The 22,954-nt window shown below is 40.9% G+C and carries 24 protein-coding genes; 10 read left to right on the top strand and 14 right to left on the bottom strand.

Features of this window, described 5'->3' with window-relative positions:
- Nucleotides 1–78: 78 nt before the first annotated feature.
- Entirely contained in the window at nt 79–816 is a 738-nt protein-coding gene (locus H5232_RS09550; protein ID WP_182718972.1) for a transporter substrate-binding domain-containing protein, read from the top strand.
- Nucleotides 817–861: 45 nt separating this feature from the next.
- Nucleotides 862–1,392, top strand: a complete 531-nt coding sequence (locus tag H5232_RS09545) for a DUF4124 domain-containing protein (RefSeq protein WP_182718973.1) — start codon at nt 862–864, stop codon at nt 1,390–1,392.
- On the opposite strand, the gene H5232_RS09540 is transcribed toward H5232_RS09545, so the two are convergent.
- The 5 genes from H5232_RS09540 to H5232_RS09520 form a co-directional block, all read right to left on the bottom strand.
- Entirely contained in the window at nt 1,389–2,261 is an 873-nt protein-coding gene (locus tag H5232_RS09540) for an ABC transporter substrate-binding protein (RefSeq protein ID WP_182718974.1), read from the bottom strand. The genes H5232_RS09545 and H5232_RS09540 overlap by 4 nt on opposite strands.
- Nucleotides 2,245–2,481 carry a hypothetical protein gene (locus H5232_RS09535; RefSeq protein ID WP_149980454.1) on the bottom strand — a complete coding sequence of 79 codons (237 nt, stop codon included), beginning with the start codon at nt 2,479–2,481 and terminating at the stop codon, nt 2,245–2,247. Before H5232_RS09535 ends, H5232_RS09540 begins: the two co-directional genes overlap by 17 nt.
- Before the next feature lie 125 nt (nt 2,482–2,606).
- The gene (gene acnA, locus H5232_RS09530; protein ID WP_182718975.1) at nt 2,607–5,354 is read right to left on the bottom strand and encodes an aconitate hydratase AcnA; all 2,748 of its coding nucleotides are present in this window, start codon (nt 5,352–5,354) and stop codon (nt 2,607–2,609) included.
- A gap of 195 nt (nt 5,355–5,549) precedes the next feature.
- Nucleotides 5,550–5,978 carry a hypothetical protein gene (locus tag H5232_RS09525; protein WP_145237927.1) on the bottom strand — a complete coding sequence of 143 codons (429 nt, stop codon included), beginning with the start codon at nt 5,976–5,978 and terminating at the stop codon, nt 5,550–5,552.
- A gap of 76 nt (nt 5,979–6,054) precedes the next feature.
- Nucleotides 6,055–6,438 (bottom strand): RNA-binding S4 domain-containing protein, encoded by a 384-nt coding sequence (locus H5232_RS09520; protein ID WP_064667768.1) that lies wholly within the window; start codon nt 6,436–6,438, stop codon nt 6,055–6,057.
- Between the two features lie 257 nt (nt 6,439–6,695).
- Here H5232_RS09520 and H5232_RS09515 point away from each other — a divergent pair, with 257 nt between their 5' ends.
- Nucleotides 6,696–6,983, top strand: a complete 288-nt coding sequence (locus H5232_RS09515; protein ID WP_182718976.1) for a hypothetical protein — start codon at nt 6,696–6,698, stop codon at nt 6,981–6,983.
- Nucleotides 6,984–7,039: 56 nt separating this feature from the next.
- Nucleotides 7,040–7,702: a hypothetical protein gene (locus tag H5232_RS09510; RefSeq protein WP_182718977.1), complete on the top strand. Its 663-nt coding sequence runs from the start codon at nt 7,040–7,042 to the stop codon at nt 7,700–7,702.
- On the opposite strand, the gene H5232_RS09505 is transcribed toward H5232_RS09510, so the two are convergent.
- The 5 genes from H5232_RS09505 to glnA form a co-directional block, all read right to left on the bottom strand.
- Entirely contained in the window at nt 7,699–8,157 is a 459-nt protein-coding gene (locus tag H5232_RS09505; protein WP_182718978.1) for a cyclic nucleotide-binding domain-containing protein, read from the bottom strand. The two genes, H5232_RS09510 and H5232_RS09505, sit on opposite strands and share 4 nt — an antisense overlap.
- A gap of 28 nt (nt 8,158–8,185) precedes the next feature.
- Nucleotides 8,186–9,571: a nitrogen regulation protein NR(I) gene (gene ntrC, locus H5232_RS09500; RefSeq protein WP_145237940.1), complete on the bottom strand. Its 1,386-nt coding sequence runs from the start codon at nt 9,569–9,571 to the stop codon at nt 8,186–8,188.
- An 18-nt stretch (nt 9,572–9,589) separates the two neighbouring features.
- Nucleotides 9,590–10,660, bottom strand: a complete 1,071-nt coding sequence (gene glnL / locus H5232_RS09495) for a nitrogen regulation protein NR(II) (RefSeq protein ID WP_145237942.1) — start codon at nt 10,658–10,660, stop codon at nt 9,590–9,592.
- A 90-nt stretch (nt 10,661–10,750) separates the two neighbouring features.
- Complete coding sequence (locus H5232_RS09490) at nt 10,751–11,263, bottom strand: DUF4124 domain-containing protein (RefSeq protein WP_246175485.1); 513 nt, start codon at nt 11,261–11,263, stop codon at nt 10,751–10,753.
- Nucleotides 11,264–11,395: 132 nt separating this feature from the next.
- Complete coding sequence (gene glnA, locus H5232_RS09485; protein WP_182718979.1) at nt 11,396–12,802, bottom strand: glutamate--ammonia ligase; 1,407 nt, start codon at nt 12,800–12,802, stop codon at nt 11,396–11,398.
- A gap of 518 nt (nt 12,803–13,320) precedes the next feature.
- On the opposite strand from glnA, the gene typA reads away from it, so the two are divergent.
- Nucleotides 13,321–15,144, top strand: coding sequence for a translational GTPase TypA (gene typA, locus H5232_RS09480; RefSeq protein WP_145237948.1), 1,824 nt, complete (start codon nt 13,321–13,323; stop codon nt 15,142–15,144).
- A gap of 446 nt (nt 15,145–15,590) precedes the next feature.
- Here the strand turns inward: typA and H5232_RS09475 are convergent, their stop codons facing one another.
- Nucleotides 15,591–16,319 (bottom strand): CBM9 family sugar-binding protein, encoded by a 729-nt coding sequence (locus H5232_RS09475; protein WP_182830821.1) that lies wholly within the window; start codon nt 16,317–16,319, stop codon nt 15,591–15,593.
- A 194-nt stretch (nt 16,320–16,513) separates the two neighbouring features.
- On the opposite strand from H5232_RS09475, the gene H5232_RS09470 reads away from it, so the two are divergent.
- Nucleotides 16,514–16,789 (top strand): hypothetical protein, encoded by a 276-nt coding sequence (locus H5232_RS09470; RefSeq protein ID WP_182718981.1) that lies wholly within the window; start codon nt 16,514–16,516, stop codon nt 16,787–16,789.
- On the opposite strand, the gene H5232_RS09465 is transcribed toward H5232_RS09470, so the two are convergent.
- Nucleotides 16,784–17,875, bottom strand: coding sequence for an MBL fold metallo-hydrolase (locus H5232_RS09465; RefSeq protein WP_182718982.1), 1,092 nt, complete (start codon nt 17,873–17,875; stop codon nt 16,784–16,786). The two genes, H5232_RS09470 and H5232_RS09465, sit on opposite strands and share 6 nt — an antisense overlap.
- A gap of 177 nt (nt 17,876–18,052) precedes the next feature.
- Entirely contained in the window at nt 18,053–18,709 is a 657-nt protein-coding gene (locus H5232_RS09460; protein WP_145237960.1) for a DUF2959 domain-containing protein, read from the bottom strand.
- Nucleotides 18,710–18,797: 88 nt separating this feature from the next.
- Between H5232_RS09460 and H5232_RS09455 the strand changes: the two genes are divergently transcribed.
- Genes H5232_RS09455 through dtd form a run of 3 tightly spaced genes read left to right on the top strand, consistent with a single transcriptional unit; the run spans nt 18,798 to nt 21,102 of the window.
- Nucleotides 18,798–19,691 (top strand): virulence factor BrkB family protein, encoded by an 894-nt coding sequence (locus tag H5232_RS09455; RefSeq protein ID WP_145237963.1) that lies wholly within the window; start codon nt 18,798–18,800, stop codon nt 19,689–19,691.
- A gap of 32 nt (nt 19,692–19,723) precedes the next feature.
- The gene (locus H5232_RS09450; RefSeq protein ID WP_145237966.1) at nt 19,724–20,677 is read left to right on the top strand and encodes an alpha/beta fold hydrolase; all 954 of its coding nucleotides are present in this window, start codon (nt 19,724–19,726) and stop codon (nt 20,675–20,677) included.
- Nucleotides 20,665–21,102, top strand: coding sequence for a D-aminoacyl-tRNA deacylase (dtd, locus tag H5232_RS09445; protein ID WP_182732350.1), 438 nt, complete (start codon nt 20,665–20,667; stop codon nt 21,100–21,102). The genes H5232_RS09450 and dtd overlap by 13 nt, the downstream gene beginning before the upstream one ends.
- 13 nt (nt 21,103–21,115) lie before the next feature.
- Here the strand turns inward: dtd and H5232_RS09440 are convergent, their stop codons facing one another.
- Nucleotides 21,116–21,805 (bottom strand): spermidine synthase, encoded by a 690-nt coding sequence (locus H5232_RS09440; protein WP_182718985.1) that lies wholly within the window; start codon nt 21,803–21,805, stop codon nt 21,116–21,118.
- 217 nt (nt 21,806–22,022) lie between these two features.
- Here H5232_RS09440 and H5232_RS09435 point away from each other — a divergent pair, with 217 nt between their 5' ends.
- The gene (locus H5232_RS09435) at nt 22,023–22,916 is read left to right on the top strand and encodes a bifunctional GNAT family N-acetyltransferase/hotdog fold thioesterase (protein WP_145237973.1); all 894 of its coding nucleotides are present in this window, start codon (nt 22,023–22,025) and stop codon (nt 22,914–22,916) included.
- Nucleotides 22,917–22,954: the final 38 nt, after the last annotated feature.

Genomic DNA, 22,954 nt, shown 5'->3' with positions numbered 1-22,954 from the left:
AGCGCAGCCTACTAGCTGTGCTTTATTTTTTTGACTACAGTATAAAGTAAGTAGCCATTAGCTTTGTGTGCATCATTGATGAATAGATACTTTGCTATCTTGTTTTTATTTTTTCCAAACCACTCTTTTGCTGACACCTTTCGTGTTGCGTTACCTGATGAGAATTATCCCCCATATCACATTATTGGAGGCGCTAAAAAAGGACTGTTGAATGAGTTAATAACCCAGTTTGCTGAGCAGCACTCCCTTACTATTGAGTATACATATGTCCCTGAAATGCGCTCGGAGAAAATGGTTTGTAATGGTGAGGTTGATGCGCGTATGGAATCTGAAAGTTGGCTCTTGACAGCCCATAAGTATTATTGGAGTCAAGAAATTGTGATGGTTGAAGATGTCATGGTGGTGACCCATGGTGCAAACCCCAGTGATTTTCAAGATGAAAAAGTGCTGCATAATGGTGTACTGCTAGGGCGCTTTGGTTATGTATATCCTGAATATGAGCCATTGGTGCGTGATCAAATCCTACATCGTGAGAACTTTTATTCGGATCTAGATGTATTACAGAGTCTTTATAATGATAACCATATTAGTAGACGTTTTACTATTATGTCGCGCGCGGTTTTTGATTGGTACGTCAATAAATACCCTAAATTCTCAGCTCTTGGTGTAAGTGCTTTTAATGTCGGTGAGGCGCCTTTGCAGCTACAATTTGCACATACTGAGCGTGGCAAGAAGCGGGCAAAAGAATTTAATGATTTTTTACAAAGCTTGAAAGATAATGGTGACCTAGCTAAAATCATAGCTCGCTATCAATGATAGTAAGAAAATAGAAAGAAAAAAATTTAACTCAAAGGATTGAAGATGAAGTATTTTGCGTACCTAGCGATTATGGTATTGCTGATCAGTGTCGCGGCATTATTTTACTTGCAACGACCCGATGGCCAAACGTGGTTAACCAGTGATGGTATTAGTAGTAAATCAAATCAGCTAACAGAGCAAATGGTTGAGTTATCAAGTGACACCTTTGCTATAGCTGCCAAATTGGTCAGTGAGACTAGTCAAAAAGTTGTTGAATCAATTACCGATGAAAGCTCAGTAGCAACGACCGTTATTTATAAATGGCAAGATCAGCAAGGGCAATGGCATTACTCCGATCAGCCTAATCCTAACGGTACAAGTGAAAAAGTAATTCTAGATCCGCGTGATATTACGGTAACTGCCGCAGAAGATACGTCTATTTTAAAAGGTACCTCAAAAACAACTAATATGTCTTTAATGCCAAACTCAAGCAGTGTTTATGATCCTGCGGTGATGAAAAAGCTGTTTGAAGATGCAGAGCAAGTGAAAGAACAGTTAGAGCATCGCACTAAATCGTTAGATGAGACGCATTAATTTGCTTCAATAGCGTTGTTTTGCTGTGTTTTTTCGGGCTGTGTTACAAAAAATTGTTGCTTAATGATTGGCAGGTTATAAGCTTTTAACCAACGCTCAGTAGCTATCATTAGTTCTCCTGAAGCAACTAACCTTGTCAGGCCTTCATCAAAATTATCTCTGACAGACTTATCTTGAAAAACAATGTAAGAGCCTTGATAGTTTAAAATATCGCGATATATAAAACTTGTAGGGTCAAGTTGGGTGTTTGTTGATGTATGCCAGTAGAGCATTAAATAATCACCGATACGGACATCGATCTTATTGGTAAGTAACTGTTTATTTAGGGCTTGTTGATTTCCTACTTCACTATAGTGAGTGAATACCTGTGTCGCCATGTTTTTATACTCAGCACCAAAGATATCGCTCGCCCCTATAAAACTACCGACTCTTAAATTTTTCAAATCGTTCAGCGTAGTTACTTTCTCGGTCCATGCAGAACGGAGCATGGTCACGCGGTTCATAAATCGCACACGATAACGAGAAGTAAAGGCGTGTGCAGCTGGTTGTGCCGTATAGTTGATCGCGATATCAGCGACTTTATTGTTGAAGTAGCGTTGAATAGCATCATTATTTAACGGCACCAACTGCGGGTTTTGATAGCCTTGTATCCGTAACACTTGAACCACAAGCTGATCGAAGTAACCATTACCGGTTACGTTATCTTGCATGAAATAAGGTGCAAAATTACCGGATGCAATAATCAGTTTTTCATTTGCACGTAATTGAGTGGGTAAGCAAAGCACTAAAAGTGCCGCTATTAATAAAGTTTTAGAGGTGTTAAATGGTTTGATTAATTGCAAGACCTTGCTGCTATACATGTTGGTCATGTACAGCCTCTATGTTCATTAAAACAATAGTGAGGTAAATTTTTGTAGGCAGAGAAAATAGCACCCCAATAGCAATAAAAGCGGCGCTGATAATAATGCCATGAATACTATTTTGTTCACCAAACAGATCAGACACTAATAAATAATGTCCAGTCACAATAAGGCATATGCCAAGGACAATAAATACTTTTAGTACTTTGATGATCTTTTGCTCGGTCATAGTATGCAGGCGTTAATGATAAGATGAATTAAGTGTAGTTAATAATGAGTAAGCTGACTTGTTTTACATCAAAAAATTAAGGGCTAAGCAAATTAATTTTGCAAAGCCCTAATATTATAGATTAATTAGCTAGTTAACATATTACGCAATACATACTGTAAAATGCCGCCATGTTTGTAGTAATCCCACTCTTTGGGGGTATCAATACGGACATCGGCACTAAAGCTTAGTTTTTTGCCTTCGCTATTGGTGGCAACGACACTAACTTCCTTGGTTTTATCGTAGAGACCTTCGATATCGAACTGCTCTTGACCTGTTAACCCCAGTGATTCATGGCTCTCACCTGCTTTAAATTGCAGTGGTAGCACGCCCATGCCAATTAGGTTCGAGCGATGAATACGTTCATAACTTTGCGCAATGACCGCTTTAATACCTAATAATAGCGAACCTTTCGCTGCCCAGTCTCGTGATGAACCCGTACCATACTCAGCACCGGCAAGCACAACGAGTGGCACGCCTTGCTGTTGATACGCCATTGCAGCATCGTAAATACTGGCAAGCTCATCATCAGGTTGAGTGCGCGTTACACCGCCTTCGGTGCCTGGTGCAAGCAAGTTTTTTAAGCGTACATTGGCAAATGTACCGCGCATCATTACTTCATGATTACCACGGCGAGAACCGTATGAGTTAAATTGCGATTTATCTACGCCATTTTCTTGTAAGTATTCGCCAGCAGGCGCGCTTGCTTTAATTGCACCAGCAGGGGAGATATGATCAGTAGTGACGGAATCGCCAAGTTTTGCTAAACAGCGAGCACCCGTAATAGTAGGGATGCCTGGTGGTTCTGTCGTCATGCCATCAAAAAACGGCGCTTTTTTAATATACGTTGAGGCATCATCCCAGTCATAAAGTTTACCATCAGGAATTTTGATTTGTTGCCAGCGATCATCACCCTTATAAACATTACCGTAACTGGTAGCGAACATTTCTTTAGTGACGGTTTTTTTCACCAGTTCATTCACTTCGCTGACACTAGGCCAAATATTTTTCAGGTAAATATCGTTACCATTAGCATCTTGCGCAAGTGGCTCGTTATAAACATCGATATCAGTACGACCTGCAATCGCATAGGCGACAACTAAAGGTGGTGAGGCTAAAAAGTTCATTTTCACATCTTGGTGAATACGTCCTTCAAAGTTACGGTTACCCGATAAAATAGAGCTTACTACTAATTTATGTTGTTGAATTGCCTCACTGATCTCATCGGCAAGCGGACCTGAGTTACCAATACAGGTAGTGCAGCCATAACCTACTAGGTTAAAGCCAAGTGCATCTAAATCATCCATCAGGCCTGCTTTTTTTAAGTAGTCAGTGACCACTTGTGAGCCAGGTGCCAGTGATGTTTTTACCCAAGGTTTTACGTTAATTCCTAACTGGCGAGCTTTTTGCGCGACTAAACCCGCGGCTAAAATCACACTTGGGTTAGAAGTGTTGGTACAGCTAGTAATGGCAGCAATTACACAAGCGCCATCTTTTAACTCAAATTCTTGCCCTTTAAAGTTAACCTTTGCTGCGCCCATAAATTGCGCTTCGTTGGTTGGCTCATCAGGATTAGTGACAGGGCCTTCACCTTCAATTCGTGATTGCTGTTCATCACTATCGTCGCGCTTAGCAAGACGTTCATCTTGAAAGGTTTTTAAATGATTGGCAATAACTTCGCCAGCTTGATCAAGGGCAATTCTGTCTTGTGGACGTTTCGGACCGGCAAGGCTTGGCACTACATCATTTAGGTTTAATTCGAGCTTGTCGGTGTAATTTGCTTCATCGCCATCGTTGCGCCATAAACCTTGATGTTTTGCGTAGTCTTCTATCAGTTTTAGCTGTGTTTCATCACGGTTGGTTAAACGAAGATAATTAATTGTTTCATCATCGATAGGGAAAATACCACAGGTAGCGCCGTATTCCGGTGCCATGTTGGCTATGGTTGCGCGGTCGGCTAGTGGTAAATCAGCAAGGCCATCGCCATAAAATTCTACAAATTTACCGACAACGCCATGCTTACGCAATATTTCAGTAACGGTCAGCACTAAATCGGTCGCTGTGGTGCCTTCAGGTAAGCGGCCACTGAGCTTCATGCCCACAACTTGTGGGATCAGCAAGCTAATTGGCTGGCCGAGCATTGCGGCTTCTGCTTCAATACCACCTACACCCCAGCCAAGCACGCCTAAGCCATTGATCATGGTAGTATGAGAATCAGTACCAACTAAGGTATCTGGGTAAGCAAATTTTTGCCCGTTGCGGTCTTCGTTAAATACCACTCGTGCCAGGTATTCTAAATTCACTTGGTGAACGATCCCTGTTGCAGGCGGCACTACTTTTAAGTTATCAAAGGCTGTTTGCCCCCAACGTAAAAACTCATAGCGTTCTTTATTGCGTTCATATTCTAGCTTGGCATTTAAATCAAATGAGCCATCATTACCATAGCCATCTACTTGTACAGAGTGATCAATTACCAATTCGGCAGGAGAGAGTGGGTTTATTTTCGCAGGATCGCCACCGAGTTTTTCCATGGCGTCACGCATTGCGGCTAAATCAACGATTGCTGGTACGCCAGTAAAATCTTGCATCACCACGCGGGCGGGTGTAAATGCTACCTCAGCACTGGGCTTGGCTTGTGAATCCCAGTTTAGCAACGCTTCAATATCTTGTTTTTTAATATTTACGCCGTCTTCATTGCGCAGTAAGTTTTCGAGTAGGATCTTGAGCGAGAACGGCAGTCGCTTGGCTTTATCGCCTAAACCTTGCAGTGAATGGATATGAAACTGCTCACCGTTGATAGTGAGTTGTTTTTGGGTGTCAAAACTATTATTCATTATATGCCCCTAAAGTAGATGAATGTCCTTAAATGGTAAATGTAACCTCTTTTAAATAGTGAAATGCAAACTGCATACCAGTATCAGATTGCACGATTAGTAGACAGTTTATGATACTGAGATGATGCTGAAAATTTAGATTTCAAGCCATGGGTAGTAAAACCAATCAAAACAACGCAAGCTTGCAGTGATGTTTTATCTCAGCCAGCCTTGTTGTTTGCCACGATGACTAAGTTGTAATAATAAAACAGCGATGATGATCACCAGTAGTGGCATAAATACAGCACTCGCACCGAGTAATGCAATACTGTTAATGACGATAAAATTATAAAATTGCTGGATAAAAATCGCGATTAAAGACAACGCAAAACACGCTCGCGCAATGGCATTTTTAAGCAATAAGAAAACACAGCCTAATGTGCCAGCAAAAACGGCTACAGCAAATGCTAAGGTAGACCATAAAGGGGTATTTGAATATGCAGCTTGTTGATCTGCAGGAAGTTTACTAATCATCTCAGGTGTCATAAGCAGTTGCATAATAAATGCAATTACCCCGAGTAAATTCCAAACTAATGCGGCCCAAGCAACACTTTTGAGCCAAGTAGGGGCTGTTGAAGTCGTCATAAAATGCTTTCTATTTGTCGTTATTTAGAAAGTAATTAAAGACGACCTCAAACTGTTTTACAAGTTATGCTGGTGATTAACCAAATGAAATTGGACGACGGCCCGTTTTTTCATCTACTTTCGGCTTTTTAGTACGTTTACGTTTGTTTTTAGGTGCCGCTGGTGTTTCTTGCACAGGGCTTTTTACACTCTCAGATTGAGTATTTTCCACAGCACGCTGCGCCGGTGTTGCATCTTCACTTAGGGTTAACTTAAATAGCTCACCATCAAATTCAAGCACATCACCACTGTATAATTTTTTCCGCTTGATTGTACAAATTTCATGGTTAACGCCAACATAACCTTCAGTGATAAGGTTTTTGGCTTGGCCGCCACCTTCGACTAAATCAAGAACTTTTAAGAGTTTGCATAGCTCAATTGGCTCTTCTTCTAATTCAATTTCAATATATTCGTCGTTCATGTTTGATCTCATTAAGGTAGGGCACAGCCTGTAGTATAAAGGCTGTGCGCGACTTTTGCATCAAGCTGCCAAAAGTATACAGGGCATTAAATAGAATTAATCTGAAACTTTTTTGAATTTTCTACCGTCTTTAAAAAAACGGTAGTAATTCAAGCGTAGTATCCGCGTCAGTAGCTGGCCTGTAATTTGCTATTCGTGTCGTATTCGATATTTAGTTGGTCATTTTATTACAAATGCCGCAGTACTGGAGATTTAAAATGGGTGTTAGATCAGCCATGAAAAAAGAGTTAATGGGCTTGGAGGGTTCAGGGTTTATGACCGCTGATGATGTAAGGTCTGAACTTAGCAAGATTGTAAAAAAAGCGCCTGATAGGTCAGATCGTGGTTTTTCTTTAATTTCACGTTTTAACGACAATCACAGCCAATTAAGTTGTGGTGAAAATAGTAAAGAAAAACTACTTGAGTTTCAACGTCACCGCTTGTTCAAGGATATTCTATATACCCGTAAAAGTGTGGATGCTTGGCTCAAAAGCCAGGTAAATTAACTTGCTATAAATAGTCACCCCAAATAGACTACAGATGTAATCTATTTGAGGTGACTATGAAATATGGCATTTTAATTGGCATGTTGTTATTACTAACTGCGTGCCAACAACCAACAATATATGTGTACACGCAAGCGTTAACAGAGCTAGAAAAACAACAGCTAACAATACGCTTACAGCAACAACCATTACCGTATCAGTTTATTCAATTACCAATCCCCAAAGAGTTTGCCGCTGCGACACTGTTAACTTCCGAAGATAAGTTACTTACAGCTGAAACAGAGCAGCTTGCAAATATTATGCAAGCAATGGGTTATCAGCCGCAGCTTAATTATGTGTCGGTGGCAAATCATCACTATAGCGATGGCAATATTGGCTTTTACTTACGTGGTGAGCAAATAGAGCAAGGTTTTGAGATGCCGCAACAGCTGCATACTACTGGTTGCGTTGAAGACCGCTACAATAACCTTAAAGTCAGATTTTTTGATAACTTGGTTGAATTTACTTTACTAAACGGTGCCCGCGCTCAGTTAGTTTGGCAGCGTTATGAAAATTATTTAGTCATCAATTATAGAGATACTGCGCAGTCATACACGCATTCAACCCCTTTGGTTGCAACGCCTTTTGGTGAAAAACCCTCAGATACATTTCGCTATAACGCACACATTGCAGGACCGCAATGGTTAAACTGTTCGCTACAGGTTGTGTATATGGATTAGCCGCGTGACTCGAGGTAATCGCTTAATTTAGCAATACGTCCACTCATCCCTTCGATAATGCGGTCTTTAATTTTTTCGCGGATCACATTTGGTAAACGTATTAGTGCTTCGCTGGTAATCGCCAGTACTATGGTATCGCTTTTAGCACGAGCACTGGTGCTGTGCTCGCGGTTATTTATAAACGCACCTTCACCAATAAATTCGCCGGGTTCAATGGTGCCTAAATCCATCAAATGACTATGTTTAAATACCACAATAGCGCCGCTGAGCACGATATACAGTTGTTTGTCGTTATCAAACTGTTTAAACACAAAGCGATCTTTATTGATTAAGTATAAGTGACTGAATGACTCCAGTAATACTTGGCGCTCATTGAGGCTGAACTCTCTAAAAAAACTCAGCCTATTAAGTATCTCCATCTGCTTTATTAATGGAATATGCTCGATTAACTTCAACTTATTTTCCTTCGTTTGAGCAGGGAAGTTAGTTGATATTGCGCTCTTTTAATTTACGGGTCAATGTATTGCGGCCCCAGCCTATTTTTACTGCGGCTTCTTGTTTATGTCCTGCACAGTTTGCCAATGCGGTTTTAATTAGGCGGGTTTCTAATTGCGCTTGTACATTAGGCCAGATGTTTTCTTTGCCTTGCTTAAGCTCTAGGTTAAGCCATTGTTGAAAGGCATCAAGCCAATCACCCTCTTGTTGAGTCTCGTCAATTGCTAAGATCTCTGGAGGTAAGTCTTGCTCACTCACAAGCTCGCCGGGAGCCATAACAGTAAGCCAGCGGCAGGTGTTCTCTAGTTGACGAACATTGCCAGGCCAGTTGAACAAGCGTAGTAAGTCGGTGGCTTTTGAGCTGAGAATTTTGCTTTCGACTTGTAAGTCTTTGGCGCTTTTATGTAAAAAATGCTGTGCTAAGCGTTCAATGTCTTCGGTACGTTCACGCAGTGCAGGTAGGCGCAGGCGCACAACATTTAAGCGATGAAATAAATCGTCTCTGAATTTGCCTTGTTTTACTAAGTCTTCAAGGTTTTGGTGAGTCGCGGCAATGATCCGGACATCAACTTTAATACTTTGATGGCCACCAACACGATAAAACTCACCATCAGCTAAAACACGCAGCAAACGGGTTTGTACATCCAGCGGCATATCACCAATCTCATCTAAGAATAGCGTACCGCCATTGGCTTGCTCAAAGCGACCTTTACGTACGCTATCAGCACCAGTAAAAGCGCCTTTTTCATGGCCAAATAGCTCTGATTCAACCAACTCTTTTGGAATAGCTGCCATGTTTAAGGCAATAAACTGGTTTTCTTTGCGTGGGCTGTGGTTATGTAAAGCACTGGCTACTAATTCTTTACCGGTGCCAGATTCACCATTGATAAGTACGCTCATACTTGATGCTGACAGCTTACCTATTGCCCGAAATACTTCCTGCATGGCTGGCGCTTCGCCAATGATATGGGCACTTTTAGGTGGTGCGGGTTTACGTTTTACTTTTTTAGTTGAGTTAGCGCGACACGCGCTTTCTACTAACGCAACGGCTTCATTTAAATCAAATGGTTTGGCTAGGTATTCAAAAGCACCTTTTTGAAACGCATTTACCGCTGAATCTAAATCTGAATGCGCAGTCATGATGATCACTGGCAAGCCTGGGTTTTGTTCAGCGATCAGTTCTAATAATGCCATACCATCCATACCTGGCATACGTACATCAGACACCAGTACCGTAGGTTGGCTAAACTTTAATGCTGACAGCACGTCTTGTGCATTAGAAAAACTTTCAGCATTAAATCCTGCGCGAGTTAGTGCTTTTTCAAGTACAAAGCGAATAGATGCATCATCATCAACCAGCCAAACTGTTTTCATGCAAACTCCAAAAACCGATTAATCCGCAAAAGGCAGATATATATTAAACTCTGTATGACCTGGCCAGCTATCGCATTCTATATAGCCGTTGTGTTGATCGATCAAGGTTTGTGCAATCGAGAGACCTAAGCCAGAACCACCTTCTTTGTTGGTGATCATCGGGTAAAATAATGTCTCTTTGATGCTGGAATCGATACCTGGTCCGTCATCTGAAATTTGGATCAGCAGTGCCTTTTTAGGGGCTTTTCCGGGGCGACGTTGCTGGTGATTAATACGTGTTTTAATTTTTATCACGCCACCACCGACTAACGCTTGTTGTGCATTTCGAACGATGTTAAGTACTACTTGCTGAATTTTACCTTGGTCAATATAGACATCAGGTATACTTGGGTCGTAATCTTTCTCCAAGCTAATATTGGCGCAATTATCTAATGTACTTAGTTTAATTACAGACTCTAAGGTTTGATGAATATTACCGTATGACTTTTGTGGTAATTGATTCGGGCCCAGTAGCCTGTCAACAAGCTCTCGTAAGCGATCGGCTTGTTCAATAATTAATTCTGCACATTCATCCCGTTCTTGCTGATCAACCTCATACTGCAATAATTGCGCCGCTCCGCGAATTCCGCCTAAAGGATTTTTGATTTCATGAGCAAGCCCTCTAATTAGGTTACGTGCTGCTTGATATTGATGCATTTGATTAGAAGCTTGATCGTGGCGAATTTCATCATCAGTTTGGCGACACTCGAATAAAATAAAATACTCATTTTGTAACTTCACGCGACGCGAACTAATTGCCAGTTTGGCATGACGAGAATCAACAAAAACCACGTCAGCTCTGTGCTGGTGGCAATCTACACCATCTACCAAAGAGTATTGTGCAATGCGTTTAAGGTCAATGGAATGGTAATTAAAAAGACTGTCAAACGGTTGATTGAGGATACGTTTAGGGCCTAATCCTAACAGTTCACTGGCGCTATTATTAGCGTAAATAAGGGTGAATTGTTGATCAAGTAAGATCACTGCCGTTGACAGGTTTTGCCAAATGCTAGTTAGTAACTCAGGGTTAAAATTTTTATTATCGGGCATGGTTGCACCATTTTAGTGCGTTGATGATTATTAGCAGCTTAGCACAAATATTTTAAGTAAATTATGGTCTTTGATAGAAATACATGGTTTTTATAAAGACGATGCTCTATGCATATAAAATGTGCTCACTGGACTAACAGAGACAACAGAGCCTTGTGGGTCAAATAGCTTCAGTTGCAATGTGTGTTCGCCACGGTTTACCTCGCGCAGGGCAAAAGTACTGATATTGCTAGGTTCTGCGTACGGTGCGCCATCAACTAGTAGTTGAATTTTAAAACCATTCTCAAAGCGTGGTGTTATACGGCTAGTTACATACACTGAACCGGTATTTTCACGAACAGTGCCTTGATCGGCAGGGGAAGAAATAACCGCTTTATAGCTTTTCACAGCCGCTGGTTGCTGTTCATCTAAAATGCTTGTATCAACAGTCGGCATCGACAAACTTTGATTGGTGAGCTTGATTTCTTGCGCACCTGGTTTAGGAGTATCTGAAAATACTGATACGCCATTTTTATCTTTCCAAGAATAAATTTTCTTATCGCCAGAATAGCCATAAAAGCTGATTAAAATCAGAGTTACTAGTAATAAAAGCGTCTTTTTCACCTTGTCACCTTGCATTTTTTGCACTAATTAAACTTTAGTGGAGAATGGGAAAATTAGCCATAAAAAAAGCCCGCAGAACGGGCCTTGAGAACACACATATATTATCTATAAGATAATTTTTCTACAGCCTAATTAACAGCTGTAGTACATTTCGAACTCAACAGGGTGAGTCGTCATGTTAAGCTTTTCAACTTCTTTAGACTTAAGCGCAATGTAAGCATCGATTAAATCGTTAGTGAATACACCACCTTGATTTAAGAACTCACGGTCAGCATCTAGAGACGCAAGCGCTTCTTGTAGTGAAGTTGCAACTGTTGGGATTTCTGCTGCTTCTTCTGCTGGTAAGTCGTATAAATCTTTATCCATTGCATCGCCAGGGTGGATCTTGTTTTTGATACCATCAAGGCCAGCCATAAGCATTGCAGCGAAAGCAAGGTATGGGTTAGCTGTTGGATCTGGGAAGCGTACTTCGATACGACGACCTTTTTCTGATGGAACCACTGGGATACGGATTGATGCAGAACGGTTACGTGCAGAATATGCAAGCATTACTGGCGCTTCAAACCCTGGTACTAAACGTTTGTACGAGTTAGTAGACGCATTTGCAAAAGCATTGATTGCTTTAGCATGCTTGATAATACCACCGATGTAGTAAAGCGCTTCTTCAGAAAGACCGCCGTACTTGTCGCCTGCGAATAAGTTAACACCGTCTTTAGCTAAAGACTGGTGACAGTGCATACCAGAACCATTGTCACCAACTATTGGCTTAGGCATGAAGGTAGCTGTTTTGCCATATAAATGAGCCATGTTATGGATAACATATTTCATTTCTTGGATTTCATCCGCTTTTAATACCATAGTGTTAAAGCGAGTTGCGATTTCGTTTTGACCAGCTGTAGCCACTTCGTGGTGATGCGCTTCTACAACTTGACCTAGCTCTTCAAGAACTAAACACGTAGCTGAACGCCAATCTTGGAAATCATCAACTGGAGCAACAGGGAAATAACCACCTTTCACGCCTGGACGATGGCCAGTGTTGCCGCCTTCGTAGCTTTTATCTGAGTTCCAAGCTGCTTGCTTAGAATCAATTTTGTACATTGAACCTGACATATCAGTTTTGTATTTGATGTCATCAAATACGAAGAACTCTGGCTCAGGACCAAATAGCACGGTATCAGCAATACCAGTAGAACGCATGTACTCTTCAGCGCGCTTAGCAACTGAACGAGGATCACGCTCATAACCTTGTAATGTGCCAGGTTCAACAACATCACAACGTAAAATTAAAGTAGCTTCTTCTGTGAAAGGGTCTAATTTAGCAGACTCAGCAACAGGTAGTAATACCATGTCTGATTCGTTAATGCCTTTCCAACCAGCAATTGAAGAACCGTCAAACATTTTGCCGTCTTCAAAGAAATCTTCATCTACTTGGTGATGAGGAATAGAAACATGTTGCTCTTTACCTTTGGTATCAGTAAAGCGTAAATCAACGAACTTAACGTCATTTTCTTTAATAAAATCTAAAACCGATTGTGACATGTGTCCTCCAACTGTTGGGTTTTATTTTGCTGCATAATTGCTTTTGCTTTTATAGTAAGCGGCTTTTATGCCATTTTTATAGTGCATTGTTTTTTAAGGTTAAAAAATAAGTTCTACATCCAGCTGTTATATGTTTTGCACCATATTGGATCGGCTTGTGATCATTTTGGTGCGTCAGTGTGGTCACTTCTCTTTGCGCTAAATTGTATAGATTATAAACACCAACATAAAGCTAACTTACTCACCAAATACTGCCAAATTATGACAATAATAGCTAGGAATGAGCAAAATAGTGACAAATTGAAAAATTAAATTAATTAAAATGTCATATATAAAACAGATACTTATTAGAAGTATGAAGAAAGTTGTGAAATATATATTGGATAAACTTTCATCCATGTCATTAATGAGGGATAATATGCGCCCTTTTAAATCCTATGCTGGGACATCTCGTGAAAACGCAGGTGAGTGCGTAGATCTTGCAGGATCATTGAGAATTAATTTCTCTGAGTAAAAATATGAGCATCGAAAAGTTAAGAAATATAGCGATTATCGCGCACGTTGACCACGGTAAAACAACATTGGTTGACAAACTACTTGAGCAATCAGGTACATTAGAAACACGCGGCGGTAACGAAGAGCGCGTGATGGACTCAAACGACATTGAGAAAGAACGTGGTATTACCATTTTGGCTAAAAACACAGCCATTTCATGGAATGACTACCATATCAATATCGTAGACACCCCTGGACACGCCGACTTTGGCGGTGAAGTTGAACGCGTACTTTCGATGGCTGACTCAGTATTACTACTTGTTGATGCTCAAGAAGGTCCAATGCCACAAACGCGTTTCGTTACGCAAAAAGCATTCGCGCAAGGCTTAAAGCCAATCGTTGTTATCAATAAAATTGATAAGCCAGGTGCACGTCCTGATTGGGTTATGGATCAAATCTTTGATTTATTCGACAACTTAGGCGCAACTGACGAACAGTTAGACTTTAAAGTAATCTATGCATCAGCAATCAACGGCTGGGCAACATTAGATTTAGACGAGCCATCAGACAACATGGAACCTATGTTCAAGATGATCGTTGACGAAGTATCACCACCGGATGCAGATCCTGAAGGTGACTTCCAAATGCAGATTTCGCAACTTGATTACAACTCATATGTTGGTGTAGTCGGTATCGGTCGTATCAAACGTGGTTCTGTTGCTCCTAACCAACAAGTTACTATTATCAGTGCCGATGGTACTAAACGTAATGGTAAAATTGGCGCAGTACAAAGCTACCTAGGCCTTGAGCGTATCGAAACTGATAAAGCTTACGCTGGTAACATCGTTACAGTAACAGGTATTGGTGAGCTTAAGATTTCTGATACAGTTTGTTTCCCTGGCAACGTTGAGGCATTACCACCACTAAGTGTTGATGAGCCAACTGTAACAATGACATTCTCTGTAAATAACTCACCTTTCTGTGGTAAAGAAGGTAAGTTTGTAACGTCACGTAATATCCGTGAGCGTTTAGACAAAGAATTAGTACACAACGTAGCACTTCGCGTTGAAGATACTGCTAGCCCAGATAGCTTCCGTGTATCTGGTCGTGGTGAATTACACCTAGGTATCTTAATCGAAAACATGCGTCGTGAAGGTTACGAGCTAGCTGTTTCTCGTCCAGAAGTAATCTTACGTACTGTTGATGGCGTTCTAGAAGAACCGTTTGAAACAGTAACAATTGACTGTCAAGATGAGCACCAAGGTTCTGTAATGGAACAAATTGGTCTTCGTAAAGGCGAACTAACAAATATGACGCCAGATGGCAAAGGTCGTATGCGTTTAGACTTTATGATCCCAAGTCGTGGTTTAATCGGTTTCCAAACTGATTTCATGACGCTTACATCAGGTTCAGGTCTTATGTACCATACTTTCGACCATTACGGTCCGCACAAAGGTGGCGAGATCGGTGTTCGTAAGAACGGTGTAATGATTGCAAATGCAACAGGTAAAGCACTTACTAACGCATTATTCAACTTACAAGAACGTGGTCGCTTATTCATCGGTCACGGTGTTGAAGTATACGAAGGTATGGTTATCGGTATTCATAACCGTGATAACGACCTTACAGTTAACGCCCTTAAAGGCAAGCAGTTAACTAACGTACGTGCATCTGGTACTGATGAAGCGCAAACGCTTTCTCCGCACCTAAACTACTCACTTGAGCAAGCGCTTGAGTTCATCGATGATGACGAGCTAGTTGAAGTAACACCACTAAACATTCGTATCCGTAAGCGTCATCTTACAGAAAACGAACGTAAACGTGCTGGTCGTGCGCCTAAAGGATAATCACCTTATAAATTAAGCTGATTTTAAAAGCCGCTGTATTGCAAAATACAGCGGCTTTTTTGTGGTTATTAGTTAGCGAGAGTAAAGTTTGTGAGGGGAAGAGCTGTAAGCTATAAGCGGTCAGCTGTCAGATTAGAGCAGCGTAGTTGGCTAGATTGGTGTTTGTATAGCTATTAGGTAAAAACCGCTAGATTTTATAAACCATGCAACATAACCTCTTTCCTCTAAAAGTGCAGCGCCTCTTATCCTCTTTGTGAATAACTGACTTAAAGATTTTTTGCACAAGGAGAAGAAAATGAGCAGTAAAAGAGGAAGGGCTTTTAAAGTAGCTGATAATGCAAAGCCCCTGTTTTTGTTAGCGGGGTATTTTTTCGTTGGGTTTCGCTGCGCTCAACCCAACCTTGCTTAACTTGATAACTTTACTCTAGTTGACTCGCCAACTCCTATTACTTTTTCGGTAATAACGTAATCTTTCCAAATACGCTGGCGTCGATATAGCCTAGGTTGCGGCTGCCATTTACGGGTTGTACTTCATGCGAACCCATAAAGTGCTCACGAATTTTACTGCCGTCGTTATCGCAGTAGGCGAGCATAAAGCCGATTACTTGTTTTGCCGTTAACTTAAGCGGGGTGTTTGGCGCGCCTTCTTGGAAATCATTCGGGTAGAGCTTAATGGCTACTTCCCATGTGATGTTATATGGGGCGGTACTGTTTCGTTGCCAGTGGCTGATTAAATGATCTGTGTATAAATGGGGGTTTTTATCAGCTCCGAAATCGGCAGCTTGGTTATCAAGACCAATGTGATAGGCAAACGCAGTATGATTGAACTGATGGTTACCGCCAGATGCGTCGCTATCAATAAACACTTCTAAGGCATCATCGTCCCAGTACTTATCGGTAGGATCTGGATGGGTATCAATTAGTACATCATCCACAATATCGGCTTGTAAATACAGGTAGTTTTCATCCCAAAGTAACTTGTAGCGGCCTATAAAGTCTTTATCTGAGTCAGGCAAGGTGCCATCCATAAGAAAAGGCATAGGCTGCCATTTTGCTTGGTCCCATGCGCTTTCAGATACACCGTCAATAGTAATTGGTGTTGCTGTATGCTCTACATCGATAGCCATAGCGGCGTTGCTCATTAATAGGCTTAAGGTAAGCGCGGCTGTTTTCATCTAATTCTCAAAGTTTCTTATTTTGTTTATGGCTTAATAGTGACTGAAACAAAAATTGAAAACAACAGACATAATGTTCAGGTATAAAATTACTGGTAGTAATGGATCGTAAGTGAGTACAGTTTTTTACATTGTTGAGTGTAATTAACAGCTAAAGTAATGGCACTACTAGAATTAATATAAAAGGAATAATTGTGGCTAACGTATTGTTGTTGATTGTGGCTATGTTGTTATCTGGCTGTACTTCGTCGCAAGTAATGAGCTCAGGTTGTGACTTTGTTGTTGGTAGTGCGCAAAGTCAGCAACGGCAAGTGCAGAACCACTCGCTTGATAGCTCAGAGACACACCAAACAGCGAATATAATTAATGGTTTTTTTAGTATGTTACTTGGGCCAATACATCGCTCTCTCGGTGATGGTCAATGTAAGGCGGAAGAGCAATCGTATCAGTACCCAAGTATTGTTTTATAGTGCGACACTTTGCCCTTCATTTAAAATATACAGCGGGATTTGTGACTTCATCTCATCATACATATGCAATAAGCGCAGCAATGCAGAATGGCTGCTGTGATCGCCCATCTTCCAACTTGAGTTGCCATAGCCCCAAGGTATCATAACTTTACAATTAAGCTGCTGTGCAGCTGTTAAGGCATCCTCAGGAGTAGTATGTACATAACGATACCAGTTGCCATTCTCTTCGTGGTAATAAGAGGCAATCGGCATTAAACAGATATCAATATCACCGTATTTTTGTTGGATATCCTTAAAATGTTGGGAGTAGCCAGTATCGCCTGCAAAAAATAAAGTGCTGCCATTTTGCTCAAGTAACCAGCCATTCCATAAATCTTTATCGCGATCTTCATAAATAAAAGGTACCAGCACGCGGGCGCTAAAATGATGTGCAGGTAGCGCATGAATGGTTAAATCATCAATGTTAGTGTTTGCGTACCACGCCATTTCGCTAATATTAAAACCACCGGTAGGAAAGTTATCTGCCATACCAAGTGGTGTTAAGTAGCGAGGTTTATTACCGATGCTTTCAATGTCTGCTTTATTGAAGTGATCGTAATGAATATGAGAATAAATTACTGCGTCTAGATTGTTAAGTTCGCTTTCGCTAAGCCAGTCCCCAGGCTTACGATAAAACCCAGATGCAAGCCGAAAAGCTAAATCAACAGGGGAGTCAAATTGCTCTTTTACTGGGTCAAATACAACTTGCTGGCCGTTAGGAGTGTTGATCATAAACCCGGCGTGACCGAGCCAGCGAACTGTGTAGCCGGTATTTAGTTGTGGTGCTAGTTGCGCGCCTTGATAGAGGCAGTTTTCACCCGGAGTTTCACATATCAAGTTAGCATTACTTGGGTAACAATCACTTTCGCAGCTAATCGGATAGGTTTTTTTCCCTGGATAGAGGTTGTGGTAGCGCCCAGCCTGTTCACCCTCTTGATGAAGTGGCACAACAGTATCAGCGCCTGCAATTCTTTGCACATGATTGGCAGTGCTACACGCAGCTAATAAACTTGATGCGATAATTAAACTAACTGCACGTATTTTCATTGTTTAATGTTTTTATAATTCTAATTAGGTAGAATTGTAGCAAAAATAGCCGATGAAAAAACACTTAAAAAGTAACAAGATATAACAACAAAAAAGCCTACATAAATGTAGGCTTTGATTACTCTGCGACTAGCAAACTAGCGCTCTTGATAAGTGACAGGCAAACTCACAGCTGATTTAGCCTGCTTTACTCATTTGCTCAATAAATTTATTTGAATCAGCAATCGACTTGTTCATGTCATCCATTAACACTTTGATGTCGCGCTTAAGATTAGTGAATTCACCTTGAATGGCTGATACAGCTTGTGCATTAAGGTTATGCTTCAAGTATAAAACATTGTCATGCAGTGATGACAGTACCGGCTCCATCTTGCTTTCAGCATTACGCATAGAGCGTAATAGTTTATCAAAGTCACGTTTGGTTGCGGTGAGCTTTTTATTACTTTCACGTTTAAGTGAGGCGTTAGAATACTGTTCTAATTCATCGCTCCATTCTTCAAACAATGCTTCAGCTACATCTTCAACTTTGTTGATGTTATTTGTAACGTCATTAGCAGCCGCAAGGCTAGATTCGTAGTCATCATTGAGTTGGTCATAGGCTGCTTGTACATCTCCACCATCAAAGTTAATCAATGTTGTTAAACGCTCAAGTGCAGATTGGAATTCCTCTTGAGACTCTTCTTGAGACTCTTTAGTTGCTTCTACGCGGTCCACTAAAATGTCACGCTTATGCACACCAACTGATTCCATAGCCGAGTAATATGCAGATTGGCAGCCAGATAAAGCCAGTGATAAGGCCAATATTGGTGCGCTGAGTAAAGTCAGTTTTTTCATCGAGATCCCTTTTTAAATCCGTTAGTGCTGTAAATTATGTGGTGGATTGCTATGATAATCAAAACTATTTTAGCAGAAAGTTAACTTTATGAATGAAAAGGTCGCACATTATAAACAGCAGTTGAGGGTACTTATACGTCAGCAGCCAACGTGGTGGATGCAGTATATTAATCGCTGTATTGACGACCAAATTACTGTAAATGCTGGTTATTTAGCCTATGTAACCTTACTTTCATTGGTTCCTTTAATTGCAGTTGGCGTGGCTATTTTCTCGGCTTTTCCTGGCTTTGAAGATACCCGTATTGCTATTGAAAACTTTTTATTTACTAACTTTGTGCCCACCTCATCAGATGTAATTAAAGAGCATATAACGTCTTTTGCAGGTAATGCGAATCAAATGACTGCTGTAGGTATTGGTTTTCTTGCAGCGATAGCATTGCTACTGATCCGTAATGTTGATGCGACACTGAATCGAATTTGGCGGATTAAAACCAAGCGACCAATGATGATTTCTTTCGCGGTATATTGGATGGTGTTGAGTTTAGGGCCATTGTTATTAGGCGCAAGTATTGGTGTTACTTCATATATTGTGTCGTTAGTATCATTTGCCGATCAGGGTATTCCGGGCTTTAGTGGCTTTTTATTAAAATTACTGCCTTATTTAATTTCTATGGCTGGCTTTATTATGCTCTATACTTTAGTGCCTAATACTCGCGTATCTTTTAAAGCTGCAGTACCAGGTGCTTTATTTGCAGCCTTGTTGTTTGAATTAACTAAAAAAGGTTTTGCACTTTATATCAGTCACTTTCCTTCATACGAAGTGATTTATGGTGCGGTGGCAACTATTCCAATTTTGTTTGTGTGGGTGTATTTGTCGTGGGTGGTTGTGTTACTCGGTGCAGAGTTTACAGTATGTATTGGCCCTAAAAATATCGAAGATACACCCGATATTATCCTTGATGAGGGCGATGCTAATAAGTAATTCACTGCATCGCTGATAGGAGAATCGGCATTATGCAGTTATATCCAAATATTACCCCATACCATGATTTTCATTTGAGTGTGGGAAGTGGGCACCAAATTCATGTACAAGAGTTCGGTGATCCAGCTGGCTTGCCGGTGGTAATTTGCCATGGCGGGCCCGGCGTAGGTTTACATGCTGATAATTGCCGTTTCTTTGATCCTACCCGTTATCGTATTATTTTATATAGCCAACGCGGCTGCGGGCAATCAACGCCTCATTTAACTAGCGCTAATACAACCACAGAACTGGTCGCTGACCTTGATTATTTACGCACTTACTTAGGACTAGAAAAGTGGGTGTTAAGCGGTGGTTCGTGGGGAGCAACTCTGTGTTTGCTGTATGCCATCGAACACACTCAACATGTACATGGGTTAATTTTACGAGGCACGTTTTTAGCTACTTCAGCCGATTTTCAGTGGCTATATAGTCGTCATGGTGCTGCTGCACATTTTTATCCTGAATTATATGCGCGTTTTTCTCAGGATTTACCTGATGTTGCCAGCATTTTTGCGTTTTATCGGCGGCAATTAAATGATGATAATCAAATTAATGCAAATCACTTTGCTAAATTATGGTGCCAATGGGAAAACGTATTAAGCCATGGTAAACAGCAACATCAATGGGGGTTAAGTTCACCACAGTTGGGGCTTAATATGGCGCGTTTAATGGTCCATTACTTTACTGCTCAGTGTTTTATTACTGATAACTTCATTGGTGAACACTATAAAAAAATTAGTAAAATTCCTACTTGGTTTATTCATGGCAGGCATGATTTAGTGTGTCGTTTTAATGCCGTACAGCATTTAGCTGAGCAACTCAACGCACAGTTACTTATTTTAGATGGTGTTGGGCATGGTGTTGATAGTAATGTATATTTAGCGGCAGTGCGGCGTGCAGCCGATCTTATGTGTATCAAATTATCGAGGAATAGATGCAAGGATTAATTCAGCGCGTAAAACACGCAAAAGTTGAAGTGGATGGTCAGGTAATTGGTCAAATTGAGCAGGGGCTTTTATTGTTGCTTGGGGTTGAAAAGCATGATGATCAACAAAGCACTGATAAGCTGCTACATAAAGTTAGTAATTACCGCGTATTTAGCGATGAAAACGACAAAATGAATTTAAGCCTGCAAGATATTCAAGGTGAGTTATTGGTGGTATCGCAATTTACTCTGGCGGCAGATACTAAAAAAGGCATGCGGCCAAGTTTTTCATCAGCAGCCACACCTGCACAAGCTAATGAGCTATACGAATACTTTGTTAGCCAAGCTAGAGTTATGGGGTTAAGCGTAGCTACAGGGCAATTTGCTGCGGATATGCAAGTCAGTTTATGTAATGATGGGCCGGTGACATTTAATTTAACAGTGTAGTTAAGGCTAGCAGTTATTTTCTGATCACCACGATGTTGTTGGCATAACCTGGAATTTTTTCGATGCCAGGTATTTTACCAAAAGTGGTGATCAGCAAATGTTCTAACTGCTTTAATTGTGATTCATGACCAGATAAAAAATTAATAAATAAATAGCCATTTTTAGTTAAAGCACAGCGCAGTTTTTCATAAAAGCGGTGTTTGTATAAAAATAACGGCGCATCTAATTGGCTAAATAGGTCAAGAATGATCCAATCGTATTGTGGGCCATGCTCTAATACAGCTTCAGCATCAAAACAGCGTAAATTCGATGCATGCTCACCACCAAAAAAACGCTTATAGCAATGAATGATATTCGGATTTTTCTCTACAGAAAGTAGCTGACTATCAGGGTAGGTGTGTTGTAAGTAATTGCGGATAGCGCCGCCACCTAAGCCCAGTTCAAGTACGGCGTTTGGTGCCGGGAGTGGTTGCCATAATTGCGCTAAATATTGCAAATGCGGAAACAGCAAATGGCTTGGGCTGCTTTTCTCGACCACTGACTGTAGTGTTTCGTTGATCAATAACCAACGTAACTGCTTATGTTGGCGTACCTGAATGCAATCGGCGCCATATTTGTGCCAATAGAGTAGTTGCCCGATACGGTGACAATCTTCGATAAAGCTGTGTTTTACTGCCCCGTTGTCTTCAAAAAAATGTTCCATAGTTACATCAGCATAGACGAGTCAATCTAAAGTGCCAATATGTCTATCAAGTTTTACAGGTAAAGCAGTTATTTTGCGTTGCTCACCAAAGTCGTATTCCAAGTTTTTACCAGATGGAGTATGGTAGTTTGCAAATAATAACTGACCGCATTTTTAGTTAGATAAACGCATCTTGAATTAGCAAGCGTTTGCGGCCTTGGTAGCAACAGGAGTGATTATGTTTCAGGTGACAACACCACAAAGTAGCGAAGATTGGCAAGCGTATTATCAATTACGTTGGCAAGTATTGCGCGCGCCTTGGAATGAACCGCGTGGTTCTGAGCAGGATGATTTAGAGCAAGATGCTGAGCATCGCTTTATTAAAAATAAAGAGGGGGCAGTGTTAGGTGTTGCACGACTGCATTTTAATAATCAACAACAAGCGCAAGTCCGTTATATGGCCGTTGCACAAGGTAACCGTAATCAACACATTGGTAGCCGTTTATTGCATGAGCTCGAGAAAATAGCCTGGACTCAAGACGCCGATGAGTTAGTTTTATTCGCTCGTGAACGAGCATTAGAATTTTACAAACGTCATGGTTATGAATTAAAAGAAAAGGCTCACTTAGCTTACGATGATGTACAACACTGGAAAATGGTGAAACAAAAACCGTCTGAGCCAGGCTGGTTCCGCCATCCCAATTGGACCCAAGTTCTGCAAAATACCTGGCGCGAATCTATTCCGATCAGCGATGCTATGGGCATTAAAGTTGAAAGTTACACTGATTGGCAATTTACCACCAGTGCAGATTTAAATGCGAACTTAAACTTGCATAACACTATGTTTGCTGGCTCTATTTATAGTTTAGCGACGTTAACCGGCTGGGGCGCGACTTATTTAGCACTCAAAGAAGCCGGGCTTGAAGGTAATATTGTGTTAGCTGATGCTAATATTAAATATTTAAAACCGCTTAATAACGACCCACGTGGCAGCGTTGATTTAAGCGGCTGTAAGGGTAAATTAGCCGAGTTAGAGTCAGAAGGTAAAGCGAGCTATGTAGTACCAGTGGAAATCTACGATGGTGAGTTACTGGTTGCTGAGTTTGAAGGTACATTTAGAATTATTAAGTAGTTAGAATTCAGAGCAAACAAAAGATAAGGCCAAGCAAT

Source organism: Pseudoalteromonas sp. SG41-5 (genome assembly GCF_014164495.1).
Classification (GTDB): domain Bacteria; phylum Pseudomonadota; class Gammaproteobacteria; order Enterobacterales; family Alteromonadaceae; genus Pseudoalteromonas; species Pseudoalteromonas rhizosphaerae.
The sequence above is the reverse complement of the archived record's forward strand: the minus strand, read 5'-3'. Positions and strand labels throughout refer to the sequence as shown.

Bases quoted from the DNA above. Each gene is read 5' to 3' on its own strand.
- H5232_RS09550 (WP_182718972.1), top strand. From the start codon at position 79: ATGAATAGATACTTTGCTATCTTGTTTTTATTTTTTCCAAACCACTCT.
- H5232_RS09545 (WP_182718973.1), top strand. From the start codon at position 862: ATGAAGTATTTTGCGTACCTAGCGATTATGGTATTGCTGATCAGTGTC.
- H5232_RS09540 (WP_182718974.1), bottom strand. From the start codon at position 2,261: ATGACCAACATGTATAGCAGCAAGGTCTTGCAATTAATCAAACCATTT.
- H5232_RS09535 (WP_149980454.1), bottom strand. From the start codon at position 2,481: ATGACCGAGCAAAAGATCATCAAAGTACTAAAAGTATTTATTGTCCTT.
- acnA (WP_182718975.1), bottom strand. From the start codon at position 5,354: ATGAATAATAGTTTTGACACCCAAAAACAACTCACTATCAACGGTGAG.
- H5232_RS09525 (WP_145237927.1), bottom strand. From the start codon at position 5,978: ATGACGACTTCAACAGCCCCTACTTGGCTCAAAAGTGTTGCTTGGGCC.
- H5232_RS09520 (WP_064667768.1), bottom strand. From the start codon at position 6,438: ATGAACGACGAATATATTGAAATTGAATTAGAAGAAGAGCCAATTGAG.
- H5232_RS09515 (WP_182718976.1), top strand. From the start codon at position 6,696: ATGGGTGTTAGATCAGCCATGAAAAAAGAGTTAATGGGCTTGGAGGGT.
- H5232_RS09510 (WP_182718977.1), top strand. From the start codon at position 7,040: ATGAAATATGGCATTTTAATTGGCATGTTGTTATTACTAACTGCGTGC.
- ntrC (WP_145237940.1), bottom strand. From the start codon at position 9,571: ATGAAAACAGTTTGGCTGGTTGATGATGATGCATCTATTCGCTTTGTA.
- glnL (WP_145237942.1), bottom strand. From the start codon at position 10,660: ATGCCCGATAATAAAAATTTTAACCCTGAGTTACTAACTAGCATTTGG.
- glnA (WP_182718979.1), bottom strand. From the start codon at position 12,802: ATGTCACAATCGGTTTTAGATTTTATTAAAGAAAATGACGTTAAGTTC.
- typA (WP_145237948.1), top strand. From the start codon at position 13,321: ATGAGCATCGAAAAGTTAAGAAATATAGCGATTATCGCGCACGTTGAC.
- H5232_RS09475 (WP_182830821.1), bottom strand. From the start codon at position 16,319: ATGAAAACAGCCGCGCTTACCTTAAGCCTATTAATGAGCAACGCCGCT.
- H5232_RS09465 (WP_182718982.1), bottom strand. From the start codon at position 17,875: ATGAAAATACGTGCAGTTAGTTTAATTATCGCATCAAGTTTATTAGCT.
- H5232_RS09460 (WP_145237960.1), bottom strand. From the start codon at position 18,709: ATGAAAAAACTGACTTTACTCAGCGCACCAATATTGGCCTTATCACTG.
- H5232_RS09455 (WP_145237963.1), top strand. From the start codon at position 18,798: ATGAATGAAAAGGTCGCACATTATAAACAGCAGTTGAGGGTACTTATA.
- H5232_RS09450 (WP_145237966.1), top strand. From the start codon at position 19,724: ATGCAGTTATATCCAAATATTACCCCATACCATGATTTTCATTTGAGT.
- dtd (WP_182732350.1), top strand. From the start codon at position 20,665: ATGCAAGGATTAATTCAGCGCGTAAAACACGCAAAAGTTGAAGTGGAT.
- H5232_RS09440 (WP_182718985.1), bottom strand. From the start codon at position 21,805: ATGGAACATTTTTTTGAAGACAACGGGGCAGTAAAACACAGCTTTATC.
- H5232_RS09435 (WP_145237973.1), top strand. From the start codon at position 22,023: ATGTTTCAGGTGACAACACCACAAAGTAGCGAAGATTGGCAAGCGTAT.